Below are 25,180 nucleotides of genomic sequence, written 5' to 3' on the forward strand. Positions count from 1 at the left end.
ATGATTGTGTGTATGTTTGATCTATCATCTAATGTGTTTCTCCTTCCCCATTTGAACCAGAAACAAACTTATATAAGTGTTCTACTTAAATGTTTAATAATTTTTTCTTTCCGTTTTTCGCCTACCTTCTGTAAAGCTCCCATCCCCCCCATAAGTAAGTCGAATGCTTTAATGGCCCTTCCCACCATAAGAAATCCTGCTCTAATGATAATAACCTGAAGGAAAAATTTATGCGTGAAATACCGTGCTGATTTTCAAAAACGATCTCTAGTGCTTTGCCGCACAAGTTGGAAAAGGGGTTTTGCTTTACTCATTCGCCTTCATTAGCGCTAACTGTTTATCCTAAAACCTAGCCGTTCAGAAAAAATCGAACTCGTCGTACACATAGGGTTGATCAGGCTCAGGAATTTCCTCAATCTCAGCAGCTTTTACATAAGGATCGGAGCCTTCACCATTCTCGTTATTCGCTAATTCTCCTTTTACGCGAACCCAAGAATCCATTTCATACAGTTGGGCGTCTTCTGCACTTACGTGAAAAGCGTATACAACGGCATCTGCCAAACAGCATGTAATCGCAAAACGAGCGACAAGAAATTCATCGTCATTCATGGCAGGATCCTTATAAACAAATCCGGTAAAATCCATGTCTTTACCATGAAGGCGCTCGCCGCCTTGCCCAATCCCTCGCATGACGTCGACATAGTTTTCATCGTCTAACACAATCTCTGTTTGCTCTGCCAATTTTTCTGCCATATCTTCCCCTTGCTCTTGCCTGACTTCTTGTTCACTAATCACAGCTGAATTCGAATCACTGGTCGAGCTGTTTTCTTCTTGCGAGGAAGGTTCAATGGTTTGTGTACCCCGATTTGCAACAATTTCACTATTGAGCGTTGCCGATGGCAGCAATATACCGGCAAAAATTGGGATAAGGAATAAACTATACACGACAATATTAATACTCGTTCGCGCAGGAATATGATGGTCCTCGTCATGCGAATGAACATCTTGGGAGTTGGCACTTCTAAAAATTTGAAAAAGCCCAAGGACAAAAAATATGACGGTCGTCAAATAGCTAAATCCAACCATGCTTGGCGCGATATAGACATAGATAGTGTCCGACAGCAATAACGAGAGCAACAATATAGCAAACCCTAACATAATGACGCCGCGAAAAAAAATGTGAAAAGTTACATCGATATTTTTAACCATAGCATTCTTTCTCCTTCATTAAAGAAAAGGTTGTAAGATCATAATTGCAGTGAAGACAATGACGGTTGTTGTACCAATGACGACAAAAACCACGCGTGTTTTAAACAAAGCAATCATCATGATGGTATTTTTCAAATCAATCATCGGACCGTAAACCAAGAAAGCAAGCAAGGATCCATTGGTAAACGTAGACCCAAAAGATGCAGCCACAAAAGCATCCGCTTCCGCGCATAGAGACAGAAGATAGGCTAAGCCCATCATGGCAATTGTTGAAGCAACCGCATCATCCCCAATAGAAAAAAGCAATTGACGATCAAAGAATGTTTGAAAAACCGAAGCAATAAAAGCTCCGATAATAAAGTATTTTCCGATCATAAAAAACTCATCGACAGCATGATACAACCCTTGGGATAATCGGTGTTGGGAATGGCCATGGTCATGTTGACAACAAGCGTGATGGACAGATGGGTGGGATCTTAAAGGTTGCTGATTTTTTAACAAACGATAAACGATGCCCCCGATAAGGATGGAAAGAACGAGCGCCAACCCCATACGCCAGTATAAAATCGATAGATTGTTTTGAAACGCGAAAAACGTAGAGGCGCCCACAATAGGATTTAAGATTGGCATCGACATCATAATGACGACACCAAGATGTAACGGCAATCCTTTACTAATTAATCTTCGTACAACCGGAACAACAGCGCATTCACAGATGGGAAGAAGAATGCCCACCATTGTTGCAGGAAATAGCGCGATCATTGGTGATCTTGGCAATACTCGATGAATCCAATCTTCCTTAACGAACACTTGGACAATGGAAGAAAAAAGGACACCCATAAGTAAAAAAGGAAACGCTTCTAAAACGATGCTTATAAAAATAGAGTGTACCTGTAACCAAGACGCGGGAATAGCTTGAACTTCCTCAAGTGCTTGAAAGGGCTCTGCAAAAATGAGCGCGGCAAAAAATAAAAAGAGGATGAGTATGCCTAGCGAATCTTTTAGAAACGTGCCCCCATGTTGTTTTTTCATAGAATATTAGCCCTCGTCTTTTTTGAATTTTAATAGATACTATGAAAAATGATCGGAAGGTATGACTTTTCGGTTTAGCGAAAAAACATAGAACTGCAGAGCACATTAGAAAACGTTGACTTGTCGCCAAGGATAGCGAAAGTCAACGTTATTTCTTATACTATCATCCGAACAATTTATACATTCTGATAGTGCTAAAAAGCCACCTGAGACAGGTGGCTTTAAAATAAGGGGATAACTTGAGTATAATTCACAATAAGTTTCCTATAAACAATTTTCTTTCCTTAAGGAAAATGTTTAAGTGACCTGCTTGTTTGAAATCATAATGATGCTCAATACGGAAATGGACTGAAAATGATCCATTGGAACAAAGACCCCGTCACCTTCCCAAAAATGACTGCGAATAAGAGCCACATAATGCGATCAACGAGGCCTGTCCTTTTTGCCAAAACAGGAAGCACATTAAGGACTTCCGTCAATGCAGCTGCAAGCGCGCCTACGAACATGCCCGAGAAAATTCCAGTGATGATGGTGCTCAACAGCGGCAAAGAGAAATGAATATTCCACTGTCCAAAAACGGTGAAAATAAAAGATCCAAGGATAACAGCCCATTGATAAGCATGAACATAAGCTTGTGTTCTCGTTAATTGCGTCAAACGTTGAATAACGCCTAAAATCGTCAAAAAAGCAACCAACCCTGCCCCTATAATTAAACCTTCGGAGAATCCGGAAACAATAATAAAAATTGCATCGAGCACATTCATTCGTCTTTTTTGTCCTCCTGCTGCTTATCCATCACGGTATATTCATCTAAATTTTGCTGGTAATTAAACATCTCGACTTCCAATGGGCTCGGTTCTTCATTGAATTTCTTTTTAAATACGCGGTTGAAAAATAGTATCATCCCTAAACCAATCCCAAGTGAATACGGAATCTGGAGTATTAAGGGATACTCATCTTCTTGCCCTGTCAGCATGAAAAACATTTTTTTGTGAACGGCCGACATATTAACGTCTTCATGAAAATGCATAATGGCTAAGCCCGAGCCGAAAAACAACAATAACCAAACAAAACTGACACGCATGAAAGTGGGAGATTTTGAAGATGACACAATTTCCAATATCGTATGATTTTCACCAAGGCTTTCAACATTCATTTCCGGAAACATTTTTTTAATAAAACGAATCACTTGCAGAGAGTCAATGGTGGCAACTCTCCCATCATTTTCGGACACTGTATAGATTGGCGTCTCCAATAGTTCCCCCGGCTCGTTGGAGGGAAGAATATATTGTGCGATATCTTGTAAATAGACGGATTGATCAGGATTAACCTTTACCCGTGGGTATAAACGTATGTATATAAGCCTCTCCATTTATCCTTCCTCCAAGTCTGCGATATGCGACCATATATGTAGAATGTGTACATTAGTGTCGGACTATGCGTATTTACGTGTTCGTAAAAAAACCTCCTACATTGGCAGAAAAAGTGTTTTCTTCCAATCCAGGAGGGTATGGGCCGTTCTTTCAGCTGTAGGCTTTCCAAAAATTTGTTCTACAAGATACATTGCCATGTTTATTCCGGAAGAAACGCCGGCAGAGGATATAAGATTATGAGTATGAACGACTTTGCTGACCGATAAAACCTGAATATGAGGATACTTTGCTTGTAGGTCTTTCACAGCAAGATGATGCGTTGTTGCCTTTTTTCCATCCAGCAATCCAGTTGCTCCCAAGATATACGTGCCAGTGCAAACAGAACATATATAGTCACTATTTTTGTGTTTAATAATCCAATCTTTTACCTTTTGATTCTTAGCCACAGATTGAACCGCCTTCAAAGGCCCCCTTGGAATGATGAGAATATCTATTTCAGGAGCATTAACAATGCTAAAATCAGGCATGATTTTTACTCCTGAATGAGTTCTTATTCGTTGTCCAAACTCTGTAATAGTGAATATCTCAACTTGATCACCTTTATTGTATGAAGTGAAAGATAACACTTCTGCAAGACCGACAAAATCTAAACTATCTACATAATCATAAAGAAAAATGCCTACTTTTCTTATTGTCATCTAAAATCACACCTTTGATCGTTATTATAGCATCCCTCTCGCAAAGCATAATTTTTTTGCACATGGGCAAAATTCAAATAAACGACATAGGAGTGTGTGCTGATGGTCGCCGTTTCTGTTTTATTGATGATTGGGGGTTTACTGATTATTAATGGCGTTTATGCTTATCATTCCAAACACATTGATGCTCATTTTCTTTCAACTCTATGGTACTACGTGAAAATACTTCCCTTGTTGCTTAGTTCCATATTGATGATTGGATACGGTGTTAAATTTTTAACAAACAGTTTTCATCATCTCACGTTTGCGCTCATTGTCTCAAAAGGTTTGGAAATTTTAGCAAGTGTATTAATTGGTTATCTCTTCCTTAAAGAAATCCCCACTTGGCGAACAGGACTGGGGATTGGAATCATTCTAATTGGATTTTGGGTTGTAAAAGGAAAATGAGAAAAGAGGATATGGCCATGACCCCTTTTCTCAAGATCCATCAATTGGAGAAGTATTCACCCATTAATAGTATAACGGATAATGATTTGGTTGTAAACAATTATTTTTCCTTAGGGAAACTTTCTCTTTAGATGCACGATGAAATTTATACAAATCGATTATTTTTTATTGACAAATCATTCTCCCGGGAATACCATGTAACTATAAGTTGCACAGAGGAAACATTTATTGCTTATGCAAAATTGTTTGTCCTAAAGAAATTTTTTGCTTTACTCTCGTGCTCAGCTTGCAAAACATAGAAGAAATGGGGAGTGGAAATTGAAGAAGCCAACTGTTATCTTTTTATCTGCATTTACAAGCATGGGGGTGTTGCTAGCCGCTTGTAGCGATGAAGAATCGACTGCGGAGGGAGACGATTCCGCGGAAGGGGAAGAAGAAACCACGGGGGATGGTCCCATCCAAGTGACATCGACGACTAGCCAAATCAGTGATATCGTGGAAAATGTCGGCGGGGAACACGTAGACAACACCGGGTTAATGGGACCCGGCATTGACCCGCACGATTATGAAGCTTCCCAGGGAGACGTAGAAACGCTGGATGAAGCGGATGTTATTTTTTGGAATGGATTGAACTTGGAAGAACAAATGGCGGATATGTTGGAACAAATGGCGAATGATCAACCGGTGTACGAATTGGGGGAAAATGTTCCGGACGAAGATATTCTAGAGGATGAAGAAGAAGCCGGAACGCCTGATCCACACATTTGGTTTGACCCTGAAATTTGGGCTGATGCGGCGGTTGAAGGGGTCGCAGATGGTTTAGCAGAGGCCGATCCTGAAAATGCGGATGACTATCGAGCAAACGCAGAAGCGTATATCGATGAACTCGATGGACTGCAAGAATGGGCTCAAGATCGGGTCGAAGATATTGACGAAGAAAGCCGCGTGCTTGTGACCGCCCATGACGCATTCCAATACTTCGGTGACGCCGTAGGCATGGAAGTGATGGGTCTGCAAGGCATTAGTACAGAGGCCGAGGTCGGGCTAAGCGATGTGCAGGATGTTATTGATGAAATGATTGAACGGGATGTTAACGCGCTTTTTTCCGAAACGAGTGTTGACGATAGTGCCGTTGACGCTGTCATCGAAGGTGCGCAAGAACAAGGACACGAGGTTGAAAACGGCGGTGCGCTTTATTCCGATGCGATGGGAGAACCCGACACTGAAGAGGGTACGTATGTCGGGATGTACGAAGCGAATGTCAATCAAATCGTGGAAGCCTTGGAATAAGTGAATGATAGCGGGGAGGGAAGCGTTCGAGGTCCGCTTCCCCCCGCCTATTTTCTGAGACCATTAATTATTCGAAGGAGGAACGTAACATCATGAATCCAATAACTGCAACGAACGTTACCGTTGCCTATCACCGCAAACCGGTCCTCCAAAGTATTAATTTTGAGGCACCGGAAGGCAAACTTATCGGCATCATCGGTCCCAATGGAGCGGGAAAATCAACATTGTTGAAGTCGATTCTCGGTCTTGTGCCAAAGGCCTCCGGTGAAGTAAACATTTATGGAAAAGCCTACCGTAAGCAACGGCAAAAGGTCGGTTATGTTCCGCAAAGGGGTTCGGTCGACTGGGATTTTCCGACGAATGCTCTCGACGTCGTGCTCATGGGGCGATATGGGCAGATCGGTATGTTTCGCAGAGTAAAAAAGAAGGACCGTAGAGAAGCCATGTCCTGTCTTGAAAAAGTCGGCATGGATCAGTACGCAAACCGGCAAATCAGCCAGTTGTCGGGTGGCCAGCAACAGCGTGTGTTTCTCGCCCGCGCACTCGCGCAAAACGCGCAAGTCTATTTTATGGATGAACCGTTTGTCGGCGTAGATGCCGCTACGGAGAAAGCGATTATCCAGCTATTAAGCGAGCTAAAAGACCAAGGGAAAACCGTTCTCGTCGTTCATCATGATTTGCAAACCGTCCGGGACTATTTTGACTGGATCATGCTGCTAAATGTCCGGAAAATCGCTTTCGGGCCAACGGCGGAAACGTTTAAAAAAGATCTTTTGCAAAAAACATATGGCGGCAAATTAACACTCCTCGACCAGGAAGAAGAACAGGGAGTGACCACACTTGCTTGAAATACTCTCTTACCCGAATGTCCAATGGGTGCTCTTCGCGACCGCCACGCTCGGAATCGCCAGTGGAGTGCTCGGAAGTTTCGCGCTGTTGCGCCGGCAAAGCTTGGTCAGTGACGCCATGAGTCACGCTGCCCTCCCCGGCATTTGCATCGCATTTCTCATCGTCGGTGAAAAAATGATGGGCGCCTTGTTGTTGGGAGCAGGATTGACGGCTTATTTGGGGACGTATTGCATTCAAACAATCGTCTATTATACACGCCTGAAAACAGATGCGGCCATCGGTTTGGTTTTATCTGTTTTTTTCGGTGTCGGCATCGTTCTCCTCACCTTTATTAACAATCTTCCCATCGGAGGTCAAGCCGGTTTAAATCAATTTATTTTTGGGCAGGCAGCCGCGATGACGAGCTTAGATGTCCGTGTTATTTCTTCAGTCGCCGTCGTTTTGATCATAATTACTATTTTACTTTTTAAAGAACTGAAATTGCTTGTTTTTGATCGGGAGTTCGCACAGGGCATTGGTTTGCCTACTGCTGTCCTCAATGGTCTTTTAATGACGATGATCGTGGCGGCTGTCGTCATCGGCCTCCAAGCGGTAGGTGTCGTTTTGATGGTCGCGATGCTGATTGCACCTGCGATTACCGCTCGCTATTGGACAGATCGGTTGGACTTCATGGTCATTTTGTCAGGCTTTTTCGGTGCCATTTCCGGTATTTTGGGCACAATGATTTCGGCGCCGATTTCCGGTATGCCTACAGGGCCGCTTATAATTGTTGCTGCTTGTATAGTATTTTTTGTTTCCCTGATCATTGCTCCAAAAAAAGGATTGGTTGTTAAAGCTTACCGTTTGCAGCAATTGCGCAAGCAAACGGCTAGAGGGCAAATTTTACAAAGCCTCTATGAACTCGCTGAAAAGCGGCATCAAACATCCGGGGCGTTCAAGGCTTTCACTCGGGAAGAAATCCAAGCATTGCGTCCGTTATCCGAACGAAGGTTCCAGAAAACACTAAACGAATTAAAACGATCCGGGAAAATTGATGTGACGGGAGATGGGTATGCATTAACAACATCCGGGAGAGAAACGGCGCATAACGTTACCCTCAACAATCGTTATATGCAAATGTATTCCATGCACGAAACACGCTTCGCCAATCTTCAAATGGAAAAAAGGAACTGGGATTTCCTATCCCTCCCTGAGAAAGAGCGTGAGCGACTGCACGTGTTATTGCAAGAGCATCATTTGGAACCCAAATTAATGCAGATGACCCAACAAGAAGGAGGGCGCCTTTAAATGAGTTATACATTTTGGATTCTTTTAACTGCCTCGCTTGTAGGCGTCACCTGTGGGATCATGGGCGTCTTGCTTATTTTGCGGAAGTTGGCGATGCTATCCGATGCCATTAGCCACACGGTATTACTGGGAATTATTTCTGCTTTTCTTATTACCCAATCGTTGGATGGGTGGACAATGTTCATCGGGGCAGCGATTGTCGGCTTGCTCACAACCGTGTTTGTGCAGATGCTCAATTCTGCAGGCGTACAATCCGATGCCTCGATCGGTATCGTATTTACATTTTTGTTTGCTATCGGGGTAATCCTCGTATCCATGTTTGCAGACAATGTTCACATTGACGTGGAACACACCATCATGGGGGAAATTGCATTTATTCCCTGGGAGACGGTCAACTGGTTCGGCATTGAAGGGATTCCCCAGGCGGTATGGATGCTAGGCATTGTTCTCGTCATCGACGTGATCCTGCTGGTTCTCTTTTATAAAGAATTCAAGGTAAGCACCTTTGACCCTGAACTGGCAGCTGCGATTGGGCTTCCCGTCGGCCTTCTGCACTATCTGCTCATGGGGATGACATCGCTCACGGCGGTAGCCGCTTTTGATGCGGTTGGCGCCATCCTCGTCGTTGCCATGTTAATCACACCGGGCGCAACCGCGTATTTGCTGACGGAACGTCTAAGTATGATGTTTGTTCTTAGCGCTGTTATCGGCGTGCTCGCTGCATTTTCAGGGTATTACATCGCTGCTTGGTTGGATGCTTCCATTGCCGGAATGATGGCGGCTATGGCAGGCTTGTTGTTTTTATTAGCGTTTACTTTCGCTCCGCAACATGGGATAATCGCCAAACGATTGATGCAAAAACGAATCAAACATGACGTATAATTGAAACCTGAATGACGAATTTCAGGTTTCTTTTCTCGCGAGTGGCAGTATATACACTGATATGAGCACAACTATCAAGGCATACCCTCTTTATTGTGTTTTTCAAGACCCTTAATAGAGAAGCGTGTAACCGCATTTTTCACCGAATCAATGCGGACTTTTTGACTGTTTAAAAGATATACTTTCTTCGTCGTATAAATCATTATAACTGATTATTATATTTTTTCATATTATTTTGCGCTTATGTCACTCGCTTTTTTGATCGAATTGTTCAGCGCTATTTACTCGATCATTAATTTGCTGTTATCATATTGTCACTTGTCTCTTTTCTGCCCACAGCATTTTCGCCACTAACAAGTCTCCGGTGAATAGTTCGATTTTGGGGTGAAGGCTAGAAGCTGAGATGCACGCGATATTTCATAGAGGGAGGGAAATAAAAATTGAAAAATTTTGTATTGTTATTTTTTGGCACATTATTATCGGCATTGAGTATAACGTTATTTGCAATGCCTAATGAAATTGCTGATGGGGGCCATGTTGGTATATCCTTGCTTTTGTACTTTTCTTTAGGTATTTCACCAGCACTCGTCGTATTTATATCATTTATCGTTATAACACTCATCAGCATTAAATATTTATCCCGCATTGTCGTTATCAAAACTGCCATTTCTACCGCGCTATTATCTCTTCTGACTTATTTGACAGAAGACCTTGGGCAACAACCAATCGGTGATCCATTAATTGGTGGTATTTTTTTTGGTCTTTTTATGGGGGTTGGTTTTGCACTCATATTACACGCAGGTGGTTCTTACGGTGGGTCATCGACTGTAGCTTTAATATTGAGGAAAAGATTTGGCTGGGATGTCGTGTTAGTCACTTTTATTTTAGATATTCTAGTCGTTACGTCAGGTATCTTCATTATCGGTGTACTAAATACGTTGTATACGGTCATTGCTTTGTTTGTTGCAAAAGTAGCAACGGATTATGTATTAAATGGGTTCGATGCTAAAAAAGCTTTCCAAATCATATCCGTCCATAATGAAGAAATTGCTAGGAGAGTAACGACAGATCTAGCATCCAGTGCCACGTACATTAATAGTTCTGGCGTATACACTAGTAAAGAGCAAAAAATATTATATATTATTGTAAAAAATCATAGGGTCATCCACTTGAGGAACATGATTAATGATATAGACAGTGAAGCTTTTGTCGTTGTTAGCAATGTAAAAGATGTTTCCGGAGGTACATTTTTTGCAGGAGATATGTTTCAAATAAATGAGGAAGAACAGGACGATCAATCGACCTAAGGCACGATTGCCACAATAAAGAATTTATTTATCACAAATGAAATCGTAAAGCTTTGAGTAATGCGAAAGTAAATGTCTTTTTCGGATTTATCAACTTGGAGACTTTTAACCGCCTCACTTGTAGGCATTACTTGCGTAATCATTGGCGCCCTCCTTTTGGGATGGCGCTTTTACTTAGGATTGCTGAACAACTTGCATATATCAGCTGAAGCCGGGATGCCGCTTCCATGGCTTCGCCTTTCCGCGGACGAACGGTCAAGCCTCCTCGCGCAAAACCGGTGCTGCGGGGTCTTGACGCGTCCGTTTTTCCGCTGGAGTCTCGCCATTGCAGCGTCACCCCTCCGTATATTTCCAAAAGTACAAGGTTTTCTTTTTTTTAGAACAGATTTCCTTGCATTTAGTTTTGACAACAACAACGGAAAATGCTTATGTGCCAATCTTTTTCCGTTATTCAGCAGTCCTTACTTATTTCTGAGAGGGTTACACCCTCAAGTAATCCCTCAAGAGTGAGATACGATACACTGAGAGGTACAACATCGCCCGAGTAATCCCTCAAGTGAAAGAATAACTACGCTGAGGGGAACAACTTCCTCCGAGTAATCCCTCTAGAATGAGAAACACTACGCTAAGTGGTACAACAATCTCCGAGTGGCCCCTCAAGACTAAGAAACGCTACACATGCTATGGACTAAACAAAAAAGCACCACCCATTTGGGCGTGCTCATACGAAGCCGGTTAAGATTCACTTTCCTCCGATCCCTCTCCTTGGGTCAGGGCGGAGTCACTGATGGCCTGCTGGTCCGGTCCGACATATTGGACGTCGGACTCCTCGGCAAAGTTCGTCCATTCCTGTACGAACAGAGAAGGGTCAGGCGCATTCTCATAGGAAGGGATCTTTAAAACCGGATATCCTTCGAAACCATTGAGGATCTGGGACGTCATGGCCATCGATTCTTCCAAGGTAGTTTCATCGCGGTGGGCGAGCGGCTCATAAATGACCAAGTCCGGCGCTTGATCGTTTATGACCGTCCATTCTTCAAATTCAACGAATTCCGCGGAATTACTGCTCTGAAAATCATCAATATTAAAGGTTTGAACGTGAAATTCATATTCATCCTGTGCTTCTTCAGGAAAATACTCTCCCCATTGAATATCTTCTTCTTCTTCACTATTTGACGTAAATACAGCCAAATGAATATCATCGCCAGGTTCATGTTGCTGTAACATTTCATTGGTACCATCTTGAAGTTCTTCCTCATCGCCAGCTGAAGGATCTCCCTCTTCTTCAGATGCTGTTTCACCCTGTTGAATGGTGGAGAACTGTTCAATATATTGTGCTTCTCCCACACTTAATGTTTCTTCATGTTGCAAACTATATAGGACGGTGACGGTAACAACAACAATCAAATATGGAGCTGTTCTTTTTAATAGATTCATCGTTCTCTCCTTCATTCTCCCGGATTTAGCGACGTTCATCAGGAATGTCTTCAACCGTTCCTTCTTCATAATCAACTTCGAGCATTTGGATCCCACCGAAGAAGACCGTGGTCACACGTTCTTCCGTATAATAACCCATATCCATTAATGCCTCTAATCTCTCGGCGTCTTCCCATTCATTTTCATAAAGGATTTGGTTCTCTTGGTGATCATAAACAAAGCGCGGAACGTTCATTGCTTCTTCCAAATCCCCATCCAAACGTTCATTGTTAATGAGTACTTGGCTCATGAGTTGTGGGATTCTGTTGCCGCCCGGGCTCCCCATGCCGGCAACGATGCCTTCCTCTTCATTGATGAAAATCGAAGGAGCGATAAAACTTCGCGCCCGTTTCCCACTGTCATAGTCATTGGGCGGCAAATCTTCCGGAGCGAAATTGCTCATCTGATCATTTAAGAAAAACCCTTGATCCGTCATTTGACCCGATCCGAAAAAATTGCTCAATGTATTCGTCGCCGAAACCATATGACCGTCCTCGTCTACAACGACGAAATGTGTCGTATTTCCATCATCATCTACTTCAGGTGCAGCAACTTGTTCCTCTTCTTCGGAACTGACCGGATCGGTATCCACTTCACTTGCCAACTCTTGTGTATATTCTTCACTCGTTAACATGTCTACATTCATATCCGTCGAAAAATTGGGGTCTCCAATATTTGAAAGCCTGTCAGAATAAGCTTGCTCGGTTATTTCAGCGAACAAATGCGCAAACGGTGCTCCATCGTCCGCCTGCTCGTTTAATTGTAACTGCTCAGCCATTTGCAGCATTTGAATAAAGGTGACCCCTGAAGTTGGCGGCCCTGAGGAATAGACGCGATTTCCGTTAAACGATCCGGAAGCTGGTTCGTCCTCCTCCACTTCGTAATTGGCCAAATCCTCTTCTGTTATGCTTGATCGGTCCCCGGCGACTTCAGACGCCAATTCCCCTGTATAAAAGTCCTCAAGTCCATGCTCTTGAAGATGGGTCAACGTTTCAGCCAGCCTTGGCTGCACAAGCTCTTGCCCTTCTTGGATAGCCATGCCGTCAGGATAAAATTCTTCTGCTGCCCCCGGGTCGATACGTCCATCCGGACTCTCCTCAATGCTTCCTGCGTATTCCAAGCGGTTTGCCAACATCGAATCGACTTCATAACCGTTCGCCGCATATTCTCTTGCAGGTTCAATCAAATCTTCCATAGGAAGAGAACCATGCTCCTCGTGGATGTGCGCCATTCCTTTCAAATATCCGGGAACGGCTGCTTCGCTTTCCCTGCCTTCTGCTGGCGACGTTTCCCGATAATCATAATAATCAGGGGCATCCTCGGGATTCTCAAGGACCAACATCGCTCCGCCGCCCCCAATACCTGAGCCATAAGGTTCGACAACGCCAAGGGCAAACGAGACGGCTATAGCCGCATCCACTGCATTTCCCCCTTCTTCAAGAACGTCCATGCCCACTTGCTGTGCCTCGTCATTGGAGGTACTCACCCCATAATCCCCGTCGAATTCGACAGTCTCTTGCACTTCATCCGTGTCAGTTTCATCATTGGGAGGCTCATTTACTGCCTCTTCCCCGTTATCGTCATTTTCACTCATTAAAAATGCGGTTATCAGCATAAGTATAACTAAAATCGACATAACTACGATCATGTTTCGTGACAAAACCCGACCTCCTTCACCAAAACCCTACTACATATCAATTATTCTAACACATGTCCATGGTCAACTTCGAATACTAAGCGTCCATCTGATTTTTCATAGACGGATTCATCTGTGACATCTTTTGTCAGCTGTTGAAAAATACGCTCACGATGATACGGTTCAGCGAATCCATCAATGGGTCTTGGCTGCGATTCATGAATCCGGAAAGGGACAAGTTCGATCTCAGCCATCCCATCTTCTCCCAATTCATATTGGGCCAAGACAGTATCTCTCGTCCGTGTCCATCCCTGGTCGAAAACAAAATTTCCAAGGGAGTAAAAAATGATGCCGTCATTATAAACATCGACGGATTGTAATACGTGAGGGTGATGTCCGACGACAATATCCGCGCCGGCATCCACATACGCTTTCATCAAATCTTCCTGCCGGTCCGTAACCGAACTTGTATATTCTACGCCGCTATGAAGATGAGCAATGACGAGATCCGCTTCTTCATTCACGTCGTCTATCAAGCTCAACGATTGGGCAGGGTCAGATTCGCCGACCCCTTCCCTCCCCGATGGAGACCATACATCGTTGAAGCCAACGGTAGCCACGGTTAAACCATCATATTCTTCGATGGATACCGCATCGTCCTCTTGTCCGAAATAAGCGCCGACCGTGTCTACATCCGAACCTTCAAAAGCCGTAAGTGTATCTTGCACGCCTTTGGAACCATAATCGCGAATATGATTATTGGCAAGGTTCACATTTGTAAATCCCGCTTCCGAAAGGATATTCACGGCTTCTTCCCCCGCCTCGAGATGAATTTCCTTATCTTCGGGCTCGTACACTTCGTCATCAAGCAAAATCGGGTTTTCAAAATTTCCGGTGACGTAATCGGATTCGTCAAAATAAGGCATGGCATGACGGAATAAAAATTCCGGTCCGTGATGGTTGATCACTTGTTCCACGTAACGTCCGGCCATTATGTCCCCTACAAACGAGGCGTTGAAAGCGGCATTTTCATCGTTGCCGACACCGGTTGACTCCACCTCCGGAGCAGGCCACATTTGGACGGCAAACAAGATAAGCAAGGAGACGGCAATCCCGATGATTGCATGAGGCAACGTCCGTTTTTTATGTTTTTTCGTGCTTGCAAGCATGTATTCCCGCAAATTGAAACCGCGGTTGTGTCTTGATCTCATCTTTCTTCCACACCTTAGATAAAATAAAGAATTGTAACGATGAAGAAGGTAATTCCGCTGATCACCAACGTACTTATCAATGTCGGCATAACCCCTTGTCGTTGAAACGAATTCGCGACCAACCCGGGCACGATGACCCCAAGCCCTCGAAATTCGACCGTCTCAAACGGAAATACCGGATAAAAATAATCAAAAATCATCTTCAACAAGATCCCTACCGTCATCATCGCCGCAAATTTTCGGCGCCCATACAAAACCGTTAAGCGTCCGACCACTTGCATCGTTATTATGTACGTTAAGAAACTGATGAGAAAAATCATGACCAAAAAGATTGGCTGGTCAAATACCAAAGCAATATATCCCGGCACAATGAGACCTGCCGGCATAACACCGGTTCGTTCCGTATAAATCAAGCTTAATATGGTTCCTATTACGAGTGCGATATATAATTCTGTTCCAAACAATGCTCACCCAACTCCCTGTTAAACAGTCGCCAAATCTTTATTTTTTTCCAATTCATGTATGAGAGGATCTGCCGAACCATGAAAGTTTCCGATGCCGAAAATCGTCGATCGATCCATTGATGAGACAATGAACTCATATATTTTGTCGGTTTCTTCGCCTTCCAGGTTACAAAGTTCATTCACATCTAAATTTCCTTGCTCATAAGCTTGTACAATCGGATTCGTACCTTCGCCAATTAACACGAGTTTATCGATCGCGATATAAGGAAGAAGTTGATCTGCAAATTGCTTTGTTCGTTCAGGACGATCTTCGCGACAATTCATGACGACAATGGGGTTATCGGTAGGATATCCAAGGTATCGCGCGTTTTCCCAAATATTCAGTGTCGATGTCGGTTCATTGGCTGAAAATCCATTTACAAAATAAGAGGTGTTTTTATGTTTATCTACGATTGGCATCACTCGCGTCACACCGGGAGCCGCTTTCGCTTTCAGCATTCCTCGGCTTGCCGTATTTTCGTCAATGCCGAGCGCTCTTGCCACGGCCAATGCCAGCGCAACATTCTCGGGGAAAATCATATACTCAAATTTTGCAAGAAAATGGTCGGGCACCGCTTTTGTATCCGCGACAAAAACTTTCGTATTTCGCGTGGCCGCTTCTTTTTCAAACTCCTCAAGAAACGGCGATGGCGATGTAATAAAGATCCCGTCATGGGGGATGGTGTTCTTATAAGCATCAACGACATGTTCAACTGTTGGCCCCAATACTTCCATATGATCTTCCACAATATTAACGACGACTCCGATATTCGCTTGCATCCAATCATCCTGAAAAATTCTTTGATACTCGGGATGAACGGCCATACACTCACTGACAAATGCTTCGGCACCAACATCGGCGGCTTCTTTCATCGCTACCTTTTGTTCACGAATGTTCGGTCCCTCTAACCGACGAACAATCGGTTTTTCCTCTTCTTGGTACCAATAAAACATTCGAGCCTGCGTGCCGGTCATTTTTCCGACCGTTTTAATGTCAGCTTCCATAAGTGCTCCAGCGACGAGGCGTGTGACCGTTGATTTGCCGCGAGTACCGTTAATATTAACGCGGATGGGGATTTTGTCCACGTTTTTATCATGTTGTTCCTTTTCCCGCATCCCTAACGCGAGTATAATAAGCAAGCTAATCGCAACAATAAGGGTAAACAACTTTCAACCCTTCTTTCTGACATTAGATAGATGATGGCGATCGATTTCGACAATGAATGACGCCATAAAAAGTATAAGCCAAATCTAGTGAAAATATCTACCGCCAAACATATCAATTTGGTTACAATCTTTAGTCATATCTTTTCCGTTATGTAATTGTCTTTACGTCCTTTGGCATTTTACCAGTTAGCATGCCCAACTTTTTCCTATCACAAAACAATGGGCACCAAAGTGAAGCTTCCACCAGAAGGCCTCCGGTGGAAGTTTCATTTTCCTTTTTACATATTTTGCAGTGCCGTTTCAACGGTGTCTTCTCCCGTGGTAAGGTCAAACGCCTTTCCAATCGTTCCTTTATCCTTTAAAGCCCCGATAATCGTATTCGCTACGTCTTCACGGGGGATTTCTGCCCGGTCAAGATCAACCCCCACCTTAATTTTTTCTTTGCCCGTATCGTTGGTGAGAAGTCCGGGGCGCAGGATTGTATAATCAAGGCCGCTGGAAGAGAGCCATTCATCGGCATGGTGTTTCGCCGCGCTGTAATATGGCGCTTTTTCCATCCATTTTTCACGGCGATGAACACCAATCGCGCTCACGATGATAAAACGCTTGATACCGGCTTGTTCAGCCGCTTCCATAGATTTCACCGCGCCATCGAAATCAACCATCATTGTTTTATCCGCACCGGTATGGGCGCCTGAGCCTGCGGTAAACACGACGGCATCCATTCCTTTTGCGGCGGCAGCCAGATCATCGAGCGGGCCCTCCACATCAGCCAGCACCGTATCCGCACCCATATCCTTAAAAGGTTGCAATTGCTCTTCTTTACGAACCATCGCTTTCGGTGTATAGCTGCTATCGTTTGCGAGCTTTTCTACGAGTTGCTTCCCTATTTTTCCATTTGCTCCAATGACTAATACATTCATATCGATCGACTCCTTTTCTTGATACCTAGATTAGCTGTACCCTGTTGGGCAATAAAACAAACATTCATAACGAAAGGCTCGATACATGTTTTGTATTCATTTGCAGACACTAAATAGAGATTTTCTGTGGAGAAAAGGGTGAGCCAATGAGCCAAAGAATAGGTGCCGTCTTTTATTGGTCAGCAGGCATTATTTTATTGCTTGTCATCGTTGGGTTTTTCGTGCCTGACTCTCTTGAAATGATTACCGCACAAACACAAGCATTTATTTCGTCTGTCTTTGGTTGGTATTACTTAATTATTGTTTCCCTTTTTGTGCTTGTCTGTCTCTTTTTTATTGTTAGCCCTTATGGAAAACTAAAATTGGGCAAGGACGAAGATAAACCGGAATTTAACATGCCTACCTGGTTTGCGCTTCTTTTCAGTGCCGGCATGGGGACGGGCCTTCTTTTCTGGGGCGCAGCCGAGCCGATTTCTCACTACGCCATTGACTCGCCCACGGCGGAGCCCGGAAGTGAAGAGGCCTTTCTTGAATCGATGCGATTTACATTCTTCCATTGGGGGCTCCACGCTTGGGGGATCTATGCCATTGTCGCCCTCTGTCTCGGGTACTTTAAGTTTCGAAAAGATGCATCCGGCACGATTAGTTCGGCACTCTCCCCTCTTATGGATGCGGACGGAGTGATTGGAAAAACGGTTAATGTCATTGGTGTGGTCGCCACCGTTACCGGGATCGCAACCACGCTCGGATTCGGTGCCGTGCAAATCAACGGCGGCATTACGTTTTTAACCGGCATTGGCGAGAGTTTTCTTTTTCAATTTGTCATTATCGTAGTGGTTACTGTATTATACCTTATCTCTGCCTTTACAGGTATTCAAAAAGGAATACGATATTTGAGCAACGTGAACATGATTCTGGCCGGTATATTGCTGTTATTTGTGATCATTGTCGGGCCGACACTTGATGCCATGAACATTTTCACGAATACACTGGGCCAATATATTCAGACATTGCCGGAAATGAGTTTGCGCATTACTCCGACAGACCCGGACGCGCGGGATTGGATTAACGATTGGACCATTTTTTACTGGGCCTGGTGGATGGCTTGGTCCCCTTATGTAGGCACGTTTGTCGCGCGGGTATCGAAGGGGCGTACGTTGCGGCAATTCATGATTGGGGTTCTTTTTGTGCCTTCGCTCATCGGTTTTATCTGGTTTTCTTTCCTCGGCGGCTCAGCGATCCTCTTTGAAAGCGAACAAGGCGCAAATCTTGCCTCGCTGGAAATTGAAGAAATGCTGTTTGGCCTGTTGAGCCAATTTCCTTTGGCGATCGCTACATCGATTTTAGCGCTCGTGCTCATCGCCATCTTCTTCATTACATCAGGGGATTCGGCCACCTTCGTTCTCGGGATGCAAACGACCAACGGGGCCACAAATCCCGCGAGAAGGATTAAGTTTATATGGGGAATTCTGCTTTCGGCGATCGCCACCATACTATTATATTCAGGAGGCCTGCAAGCAGTAGAAAACACGATGATCGTGGCTGCATTCCCTTTTTCCATCGTTATGTTGTTAATGGTATACGCCTTGATTAAAGCGGTGCGCCAAGAACGAAAAGAGCAAAAAAACAGGGCGAAATAAGTAGTTATGTCACAGGCTCGGCCAAACCACGAGAGCCCGATGTGATGAGACAAACAGGCGATTGGTTCCCTCCTTGAGAGATTTTTACGGGGGGGGGGTTTGTTCCTTTCGGCGTAACACCCCTTGCCCTTAAGGGATTACCTGAAGCTGGTTGTTCCTTTCAGAATAGTTATCCTTACTCTCGAGGGATTACTCGAGGACGGTTGTTCCTCTCAGAGTAGCGCCCCTTGCCCTTGAGGGATTACACATAGTTTTATCGTTCCTCCCGAACGACGCCCCAACACTTAAAAATGACTCGCACACCGACGTATGCGAGTCATTTGTCACTTATTCTACAACGATGCGTTTCATGCCGTCGCCGGCTTTCATGTCACGGGCAAGTGCGGCGTTTTCCGTTACTGTGCCAAAAACGGTATGAACGCCATCCAAATGAGGCTGCGGCTCGTGAACGATGAAAAATTGCGAGCTTCCGGTATCTTTTCCTGCGTGGGCCATCGATAACGATCCCATTTCGTGTTTATGCGGATTCCCCTCAGTCTCACATGCAATCGTGTAACCGGCGGAACCTGTCCCGTCCCCTTTCGGACAGCCTCCCTGTGAAACGAATCCGGGAATCACGCGATGAAACGTCAAGCCATTATAAAACCCTTCATTGGCAAGCTTTTCAAAATTCGCGACCGTATTCGGCGCTTCTTCCGGGTATAATTCAAAGGTGAGTTTTTCTCCGTTTTCAAGTTCGATGAATCCTGTTTTCTTCATTGCTAGCCCTCCTATTATTCTGTCTGTTCTGTCACCATCCATCATCTTAACGCAATTGTAACACGGACATCCAGCCCTTTGCCCTATCAGCAAATGATCCGAGCTTCTTTCGGCCGGTTATCGTGACCGAAAATAAGCATCACACGCTATTTCGGGCGCCATGAGACAGTGATGGTGACCGAAATTAGGATGCGCTCGCTTTTTCGGTCGTCATGAAACGCTCATGACGACCGGAATCTGTCGAACCAGCGATTTTCGGGTATCATGAAACGGTCATGGCGACCGAAATTGTGATGCGCTCGCTTTTTCAGGTTCCATGAAACGAGAACCCGACGTTTTGTGGCGCTAAATGAGAGAGAGTCCACCGGTTGTGACGCCAAAACCTAGCGAGACTGCTTCAATTCTCTTCCTCCATCACCGTTGCAAGTTCTGTCCATCGTTCCATTGTTTCTTCCAATTCTTTGGCCACTGCTTCCTGTTCTTTTAGCAATTCCTGAACACGGGCCGTATCGCTTCCCGCCTGTGCCATGTCTTTTTCCATTTCCGATTGTTTTTGCTCCAGTTGTTCGATGGTGTCTTCAATCGTTTTCCATTCTTGTTGATCTTTATACGAGACTTTTTTTCTCGGGCGACGTCTTGGTTCTTTTTGGGCCGGCTTTTTATCCGTTTTTGCTGCTTCTTTCTGGTCCAAGTATTCTTCAAAGCGTCCGTCAAACCGTTCCACACGACCGCTGCTTTCAAATATGAGCAAATAATCGGCGACCCGGTCAAGAAAATAACGATCGTGGGAAACGCTGACGACCGCGCCGGGAAATTGCGTCAAATAGTCTTCGAGCAAACGTAGCGTGGGAATATCGAGGTTATTTGTTGGTTCGTCCAAGAATAAAACATTCGGCTCTTCCATTAAAATACGTAACAAATACAGCCGGCGGCGTTCTCCCCCGGAAAGGCGGTTGATGTACGTCCACTGTTGGGAGCGTGGAAACAAAAAGCGTTCAAGCATTTGCTCTGCCGTGATCGTAACCCCATTTTTTGTCGTAATCACTTCCGCACCTTCTCGAATATATTCTAGGACACGCAATGAATGGTCAATATCTGCTTCACCCTGGGTAAAATAACCGATGCGAACGGTCTCGCCAATATCGACAACGCCGCTGTCGGGTTGCAAACGCCCGGCCAGAATATGCAAAAACGTACTTTTTCCCGTTCCATTTGCACCGGTAATCCCAATGCGATCTCCGCGATCAACACGTGCACTTATGTCATCGAGAATTTTTTTATCTCCGAAGTCTTTCGAAATATTAATCGCTTCAATGACTCTTTTGCCGAGCCTTTTCGAATCACTTACAAAATCCAGTACCCCTTCCTCTTGCTTGGACGTCTCGGCTTGTAAAGCTTCCACTCGGTCGACGCGTGCTTTTTGTTTCGTCCCCCGGGCCTTCGGCATTCGTTTTAACCAGGCCATCTCCCTTCGCAGCGTATTCTTGCGTTTTTCTTCCTCTTGTTCGGCCTGGGCTTCTCGTTCCGCTTTCTTTTCGAGATACGTTTCATAATTCCCCTCATAATAGTGAAGGTTCCCGTGTTCAAGCTCAAAAATCGCGTCGGTGACCCGATTTAAAAAATAACGGTCATGCGTGACGAGCAAAAGCGCTCCCCGGTAAGCCTTTAAAAAAGATTCCAGCCAAGCGATCGCAGACGCATCGAGATGGTTCGTCGGCTCGTCAAGAATGAGAAGATCCGCAGGTTGAATAAGCGCTTTTGCAAGCGCCACCCGTTTTTGCTGGCCACCGGAAAGTTCATCGACCTTCGCATAATAATCGTGCAAACCTAATTTCGTTAGGACGGTCTTTGCCGAGGTTTCCGCTTCCCAGGCATCGTGTGCTTCCATAGTTGCCTGCGCATCATATAATTGTTTTTCGGCTTTTTCATCGCCCGGATTTTCTTGGAAACGCCGGAGGGCTCGATCATAACGATGAAGAGCTTGCATAACCGGAGCTTCCCCTTCATAAACCGCATCGAGGATCGTTTGCTTCCCAACTAGCACCGGTTCTTGATCGACATAAGCAATTGAAAAAGCATTCGCGTGGCGTATTTCCCCTTTTTCAACCCCTTCTGCCCCGGTGAGGATGTGCAGCAACGTTGATTTCCCTGTACCATTTGCGCCGATGAATCCAATTCGTTGTTTCGGTTCGATAACAAACGATACATCATCCAATAACGTTTTATCTCCATATGTTTTCTTGAGATCGTTCGCAATTAACAGACTCATCAATGCCATCCTCCCAATCACTGTCTTTATCTTAACACAACCGCGTTTTGCCATGAAAAAACGACTACTCCGCGTTCGGAAATAGCCGCTCTTTTCCTCGAATGTTCCACAAGTTTCACTCATCTCTTCATAAAAAGACCATCTGTGCAATTTCATGTCGTTCTTTATAGTGCCATCCTTTACATCCACTAGGAAAAATATACACAAATTCGCTGACAGTTTATTTCTTCAATGTCAATCTCCATGTCATAAATATCGCGTAACGTATCCCGATTAATAATCTCATGGCAATGTCCTTTTTTAACGAGGCGCCCCTCTTTCAAGGCGACGATTTCATCGGAATAACAGGAGGCAAAATTAATGTCGTGGACGACGATCATTATCGTTTTCCCCAAATCATCGACCAAACTCCTCAGTGTTTTCATAATCTGGACGGAATGCTTCATATCCAGATTATTTAGCGGTTCATCCAAGATGATATAATCCGTATTTTGGGCGAGAACCATGGCGATATACGCCCGTTGCTTTTGCCCCCCGCTCAATTGATCGAGAAATTTATCTTGGATGTCCCTAAGTGCCATATAATCAATGGCATCATCCACGTGCATCCAATCTTCTTTCGTTAACCTGTTTTGGGAATAAGGAAAACGGCCAAAGCTCACGAGTTCCCGAATCGTTAAACGAATATTAATATCGTTGGATTGTTTCAATATGGATATTTTTTTCGCCAGTTCGTTGCTTTTAAATTTGTCAATGTCTTTGCCGTCAAAAACTACATCGCCTTCATCTTTTTTGAGCAAACGGCTAATCATCCCGATGAGCGTACTTTTGCCCGCACCATTTGGACCGATGAAAGATGTAATCGTCCCTTTTTTCACTTGAACCGAGACATCATCGACCACTTTTTTTCCATCGTAAATTTTCGTTAGATTTTTTGCTTCAAGAAAGAAATTATTTTTTTCAGCCGGTTTTTTTTCCAAATCCAACATTTTCATGCTCATTTGCCTTTGGTCCCCCTTAATAACAGGTAGATAAAATACGTCCCCCCGACGAAGTTAATGATGACACTAAGTGGCGCAGCATACTCAAACACCCGTTCAACAACCAGCGTTCCGCCAACGAGGGCAACAACGCTAACAAGGATCGAAGCATAAATTAAGTGTGTATGTTTAAATGAGCGAACAAGCTCTCTGGCAACATTCACAACGAGTAACCCCAAGAACATGATCGGACCGACGAGCGCGGTTGATACCGAAACCATGATCGCGATGACAACAAGGTATCTTCGGATCACATGATCATAAGGGACGCCCAAATTGATGGCTTGATCTCTGCCGAGCGATAGTGCATCTAGATATTTAAGGTACGGCCACACGTAGATTGTCGTAATAATGAGGATGACAATCGAAAGCCATAAAAGGTCTTCATTAATGTTGCTGAAACTTGCAAACATCTGATTCTGGATTGTCAAATATTCATTCGGATCAATAAGCACTTGCATAAACGTAGACAAACTTGAAAACAGCGTTCCGAATACAATTCCGACAAGCAAGAGAAAATAAATGTTCTGTTGTTCGCCTCGAAATAATAACACGTATAGCAACAGGGCGAACAAAACCATGATGATGATTGAGATGATGAAATTCGCACCTTGGCTCACCGATACAAATCCGGCTGTGCCGATAAAAAATATCAAGGAAGTTTGCACGAGAAGATACAGCGAATCCAATCCGATTATACTCGGGGTTAAAATCCGGTTATTGGTAATCGTTTGGAAGATCATTGTCGAAAACGCAATAGCGGCACCGACAATGATAATCGCGGTCACACTTCTCCCTCTTCTCGGAAGTGCATAATCCCAACCTTCAGGGCTTAGGCCAATAAACATATATGTCGCGATCAGTACTACGGAGGCAGCAATAAGTAAGGTGAAGATCCATCTAGCCTGCATGAGTGTTTCTCCTTAAGAGAAGGTAAATAAATATGGCGCTGCCTATAATGCCCACCATAAGCCCGATCGGCACCTCGTACGGATAGATAATGACCCTTCCCAATATATCGCAAGCCAATAAAAAGATGGCTCCGAATAAAGCCGTGTGCGGAAGGCTGTTCCTTAGATTATCGCCTTTCATGATCGATACGATATTCGGAATGATCAACCCCAAAAATGGGATCGATCCGATCGTGACGACAACCGTTGCCGTAATAATCGCGACGATGAATAGCCCGGCGTTCATAATCCGATTGTAGTTCATCCCCAAATTGGCAGAAAAATCTCGCCCCATCCCGGCAACCGTAAACCGATTGGCGAATAAAAAGGCAATGATCACAAGCGGAATGCCGATATACAAAATCTCATAGTTCCCCCTGACGACAAGCGAAAAGCTCCCTTGCATCCAGGAAGACAGGCTTTGCATCAAATCATATTGATAAGCAAAAAATGTCGTGATCGCTTCGACTACGCTGCCGAGCATCAGACCGACCAGCGGGACGAAGATCACATTTTTATAACGGATACGTTCTAAAATTTTCATGAAAAGAAACGTGCCGAACAGGGCAAATAACATGGCAACAAACATTCGCTCCATCGTACCCGCTTGCGAGAACACGAGGATCGCGACGAGAATGCCGAGTCGTGCCCAATCCATCGTTCCGGCGGTTGTGGGAGAAACAAATTTGTTCTGTGTGAGCTGCTGCATGATCAGCCCGCAAACACTTAAACTAACACCGACAATGATAATACTCAGCAATCGCGGAAGACGGCTGATAATAATGGTCTGAACCTGTTCATCATTGAGATTGAAAATGTCGGTTGGTGATATCTCCTGCACGCCAATAAATAGTGATGTGATCGATAAAACAATGAGCAGTGGCAGTAAGTATTTTATTCTCATAAATCATTCAAACAGCAGCAACTCTGATAAGCGCCATTGCCCCCCTAACTAAGATCATTAGTGCAAAGCCGATAATGAGATTCATTATCAATTATTCCACTTTGATTATATCATTTCTATTTCTATGGTCAATGTTTATTGAGAAAAATATTCAGTTGAAGAGAGAAAAGAGGATCATTCAATTTCCCGGAAGCCACAGCAAATCAGGGTGAAAGTTTTTTATCGAACACTTGTTTTTTATATCCTGCTATGCTATCCTATCTATACAATACCCCTCGTTAAGAACCCCTTGTCAGCCTACCGTGGATATTCATCATTTCACAAAGGA

General features: G+C 44.3%; 24 protein-coding genes. 7 read left to right on the top strand and 17 right to left on the bottom strand.

Going from position 1 to position 25,180, the window contains the following annotated elements:
* Positions 1 to 357 precede the first annotated feature (357 nt).
* The 5 genes from HUG15_RS16690 to HUG15_RS16710 all read right to left on the bottom strand — a co-directional run bounded on the left by HUG15_RS16690 (position 358) and on the right by HUG15_RS16710 (position 4,312).
* Positions 358 to 1,209, bottom strand: coding sequence for a TIGR03943 family putative permease subunit (locus HUG15_RS16690; protein ID WP_200124172.1), 852 nt, complete (start codon positions 1,207 to 1,209; stop codon positions 358 to 360).
* Between the two features lie 18 nt (positions 1,210 to 1,227).
* The gene (locus HUG15_RS16695) at positions 1,228 to 2,241 is read right to left on the bottom strand and encodes a permease (protein WP_200124173.1); all 1,014 of its coding nucleotides are present in this window, start codon (positions 2,239 to 2,241) and stop codon (positions 1,228 to 1,230) included.
* Between the two features lie 332 nt (positions 2,242 to 2,573).
* A complete protein-coding gene (locus tag HUG15_RS16700; protein WP_200124174.1) occupies positions 2,574 to 3,005 on the bottom strand; it encodes a stage V sporulation protein AB in 432 nt (143 codons plus the stop codon).
* Positions 3,002 to 3,613 carry a stage V sporulation protein AA gene (locus HUG15_RS16705; protein WP_200124175.1) on the bottom strand — a complete coding sequence of 204 codons (612 nt, stop codon included), beginning with the start codon at positions 3,611 to 3,613 and terminating at the stop codon, positions 3,002 to 3,004. Before HUG15_RS16705 ends, HUG15_RS16700 begins: the two co-directional genes overlap by 4 nt.
* Before the next feature lie 96 nt (positions 3,614 to 3,709).
* A complete protein-coding gene (locus HUG15_RS16710; RefSeq protein ID WP_200124176.1) occupies positions 3,710 to 4,312 on the bottom strand; it encodes a DJ-1/PfpI family protein in 603 nt (200 codons plus the stop codon).
* A 102-nt stretch (positions 4,313 to 4,414) separates the two neighbouring features.
* Between HUG15_RS16710 and HUG15_RS16715 the strand changes: the two genes are divergently transcribed.
* The 6 genes from HUG15_RS16715 (at position 4,415) to HUG15_RS16740 (ending at position 10,374) form a co-directional block, all read left to right on the top strand.
* Positions 4,415 to 4,759, top strand: a complete 345-nt coding sequence (locus HUG15_RS16715) for a hypothetical protein (RefSeq protein ID WP_200124177.1) — start codon at positions 4,415 to 4,417, stop codon at positions 4,757 to 4,759.
* 318 nt (positions 4,760 to 5,077) lie between these two features.
* Positions 5,078 to 6,049 (top strand): metal ABC transporter solute-binding protein, Zn/Mn family, encoded by a 972-nt coding sequence (locus HUG15_RS16720; RefSeq protein WP_246516375.1) that lies wholly within the window; start codon positions 5,078 to 5,080, stop codon positions 6,047 to 6,049.
* A 92-nt stretch (positions 6,050 to 6,141) separates the two neighbouring features.
* Positions 6,142 to 6,897, top strand: a complete 756-nt coding sequence (locus HUG15_RS16725) for a metal ABC transporter ATP-binding protein (protein ID WP_200124178.1) — start codon at positions 6,142 to 6,144, stop codon at positions 6,895 to 6,897.
* Positions 6,890 to 8,185 carry a metal ABC transporter permease gene (locus tag HUG15_RS16730; protein WP_200124179.1) on the top strand — a complete coding sequence of 432 codons (1,296 nt, stop codon included), beginning with the start codon at positions 6,890 to 6,892 and terminating at the stop codon, positions 8,183 to 8,185. The genes HUG15_RS16725 and HUG15_RS16730 overlap by 8 nt, the downstream gene beginning before the upstream one ends.
* Positions 8,186 to 9,067: a metal ABC transporter permease gene (locus tag HUG15_RS16735; protein ID WP_200124180.1), complete on the top strand. Its 882-nt coding sequence runs from the start codon at positions 8,186 to 8,188 to the stop codon at positions 9,065 to 9,067.
* 440 nt (positions 9,068 to 9,507) lie between these two features.
* A complete protein-coding gene (locus HUG15_RS16740; protein ID WP_200124181.1) occupies positions 9,508 to 10,374 on the top strand; it encodes a YitT family protein in 867 nt (288 codons plus the stop codon).
* On the opposite strand, the gene HUG15_RS16745 is transcribed toward HUG15_RS16740, so the two are convergent.
* The 7 genes from HUG15_RS16745 to HUG15_RS16775 form a co-directional block, all read right to left on the bottom strand.
* Positions 10,371 to 10,517, bottom strand: a complete 147-nt coding sequence (locus HUG15_RS16745; RefSeq protein WP_200124182.1) for a hypothetical protein — start codon at positions 10,515 to 10,517, stop codon at positions 10,371 to 10,373. The genes HUG15_RS16740 and HUG15_RS16745 overlap by 4 nt on opposite strands.
* Before the next feature lie 592 nt (positions 10,518 to 11,109).
* Positions 11,110 to 11,811 carry a hypothetical protein gene (locus HUG15_RS16750; RefSeq protein ID WP_211202250.1) on the bottom strand — a complete coding sequence of 234 codons (702 nt, stop codon included), beginning with the start codon at positions 11,809 to 11,811 and terminating at the stop codon, positions 11,110 to 11,112.
* A 25-nt stretch (positions 11,812 to 11,836) separates the two neighbouring features.
* On the bottom strand, positions 11,837 to 13,510 hold the full coding sequence (locus tag HUG15_RS16755; protein WP_200124184.1) for a gamma-glutamyltransferase family protein: 1,674 nt from the start codon (positions 13,508 to 13,510) through the stop codon (positions 11,837 to 11,839).
* A 38-nt stretch (positions 13,511 to 13,548) separates the two neighbouring features.
* Complete coding sequence (locus tag HUG15_RS16760) at positions 13,549 to 14,697, bottom strand: CapA family protein (RefSeq protein ID WP_200124185.1); 1,149 nt, start codon at positions 14,695 to 14,697, stop codon at positions 13,549 to 13,551.
* A gap of 14 nt (positions 14,698 to 14,711) precedes the next feature.
* Entirely contained in the window at positions 14,712 to 15,161 is a 450-nt protein-coding gene (gene pgsC / locus HUG15_RS16765; protein ID WP_200124186.1) for a poly-gamma-glutamate biosynthesis protein PgsC, read from the bottom strand.
* A gap of 18 nt (positions 15,162 to 15,179) precedes the next feature.
* Positions 15,180 to 16,367 carry a poly-gamma-glutamate synthase PgsB gene (pgsB, locus tag HUG15_RS16770; RefSeq protein WP_200124187.1) on the bottom strand — a complete coding sequence of 396 codons (1,188 nt, stop codon included), beginning with the start codon at positions 16,365 to 16,367 and terminating at the stop codon, positions 15,180 to 15,182.
* 278 nt (positions 16,368 to 16,645) lie between these two features.
* Complete coding sequence (locus HUG15_RS16775) at positions 16,646 to 17,290, bottom strand: SDR family oxidoreductase (RefSeq protein ID WP_200124188.1); 645 nt, start codon at positions 17,288 to 17,290, stop codon at positions 16,646 to 16,648.
* Positions 17,291 to 17,436: 146 nt separating this feature from the next.
* On the opposite strand from HUG15_RS16775, the gene HUG15_RS16780 reads away from it, so the two are divergent.
* Positions 17,437 to 18,930 (top strand): BCCT family transporter, encoded by a 1,494-nt coding sequence (locus HUG15_RS16780; RefSeq protein ID WP_200124189.1) that lies wholly within the window; start codon positions 17,437 to 17,439, stop codon positions 18,928 to 18,930.
* 327 nt (positions 18,931 to 19,257) lie between these two features.
* Here the strand turns inward: HUG15_RS16780 and HUG15_RS16785 are convergent, their stop codons facing one another.
* From HUG15_RS16785 to HUG15_RS16805, 5 genes are all read right to left on the bottom strand, one after another.
* Complete coding sequence (locus HUG15_RS16785; protein ID WP_200124190.1) at positions 19,258 to 19,689, bottom strand: peptidylprolyl isomerase; 432 nt, start codon at positions 19,687 to 19,689, stop codon at positions 19,258 to 19,260.
* Between the two features lie 397 nt (positions 19,690 to 20,086).
* Positions 20,087 to 21,958 carry an ABC-F family ATP-binding cassette domain-containing protein gene (locus tag HUG15_RS16790; RefSeq protein WP_200124191.1) on the bottom strand — a complete coding sequence of 624 codons (1,872 nt, stop codon included), beginning with the start codon at positions 21,956 to 21,958 and terminating at the stop codon, positions 20,087 to 20,089.
* Between the two features lie 188 nt (positions 21,959 to 22,146).
* Positions 22,147 to 22,959 (bottom strand): iron ABC transporter ATP-binding protein, encoded by an 813-nt coding sequence (locus HUG15_RS16795; RefSeq protein WP_281393538.1) that lies wholly within the window; start codon positions 22,957 to 22,959, stop codon positions 22,147 to 22,149.
* Positions 22,956 to 23,909: an iron chelate uptake ABC transporter family permease subunit gene (locus tag HUG15_RS16800; protein WP_200124192.1), complete on the bottom strand. Its 954-nt coding sequence runs from the start codon at positions 23,907 to 23,909 to the stop codon at positions 22,956 to 22,958. Before HUG15_RS16800 ends, HUG15_RS16795 begins: the two co-directional genes overlap by 4 nt.
* Positions 23,899 to 24,852, bottom strand: a complete 954-nt coding sequence (locus HUG15_RS16805; RefSeq protein ID WP_200124193.1) for an ABC transporter permease — start codon at positions 24,850 to 24,852, stop codon at positions 23,899 to 23,901. The genes HUG15_RS16800 and HUG15_RS16805 overlap by 11 nt, the downstream gene beginning before the upstream one ends.
* Positions 24,853 to 25,180 lie beyond the last annotated feature (328 nt).

The organism is Salicibibacter cibarius (assembly GCF_016495725.1).
Lineage (GTDB): Bacteria > Bacillota > Bacilli > Bacillales > Marinococcaceae > Salicibibacter > Salicibibacter cibarius.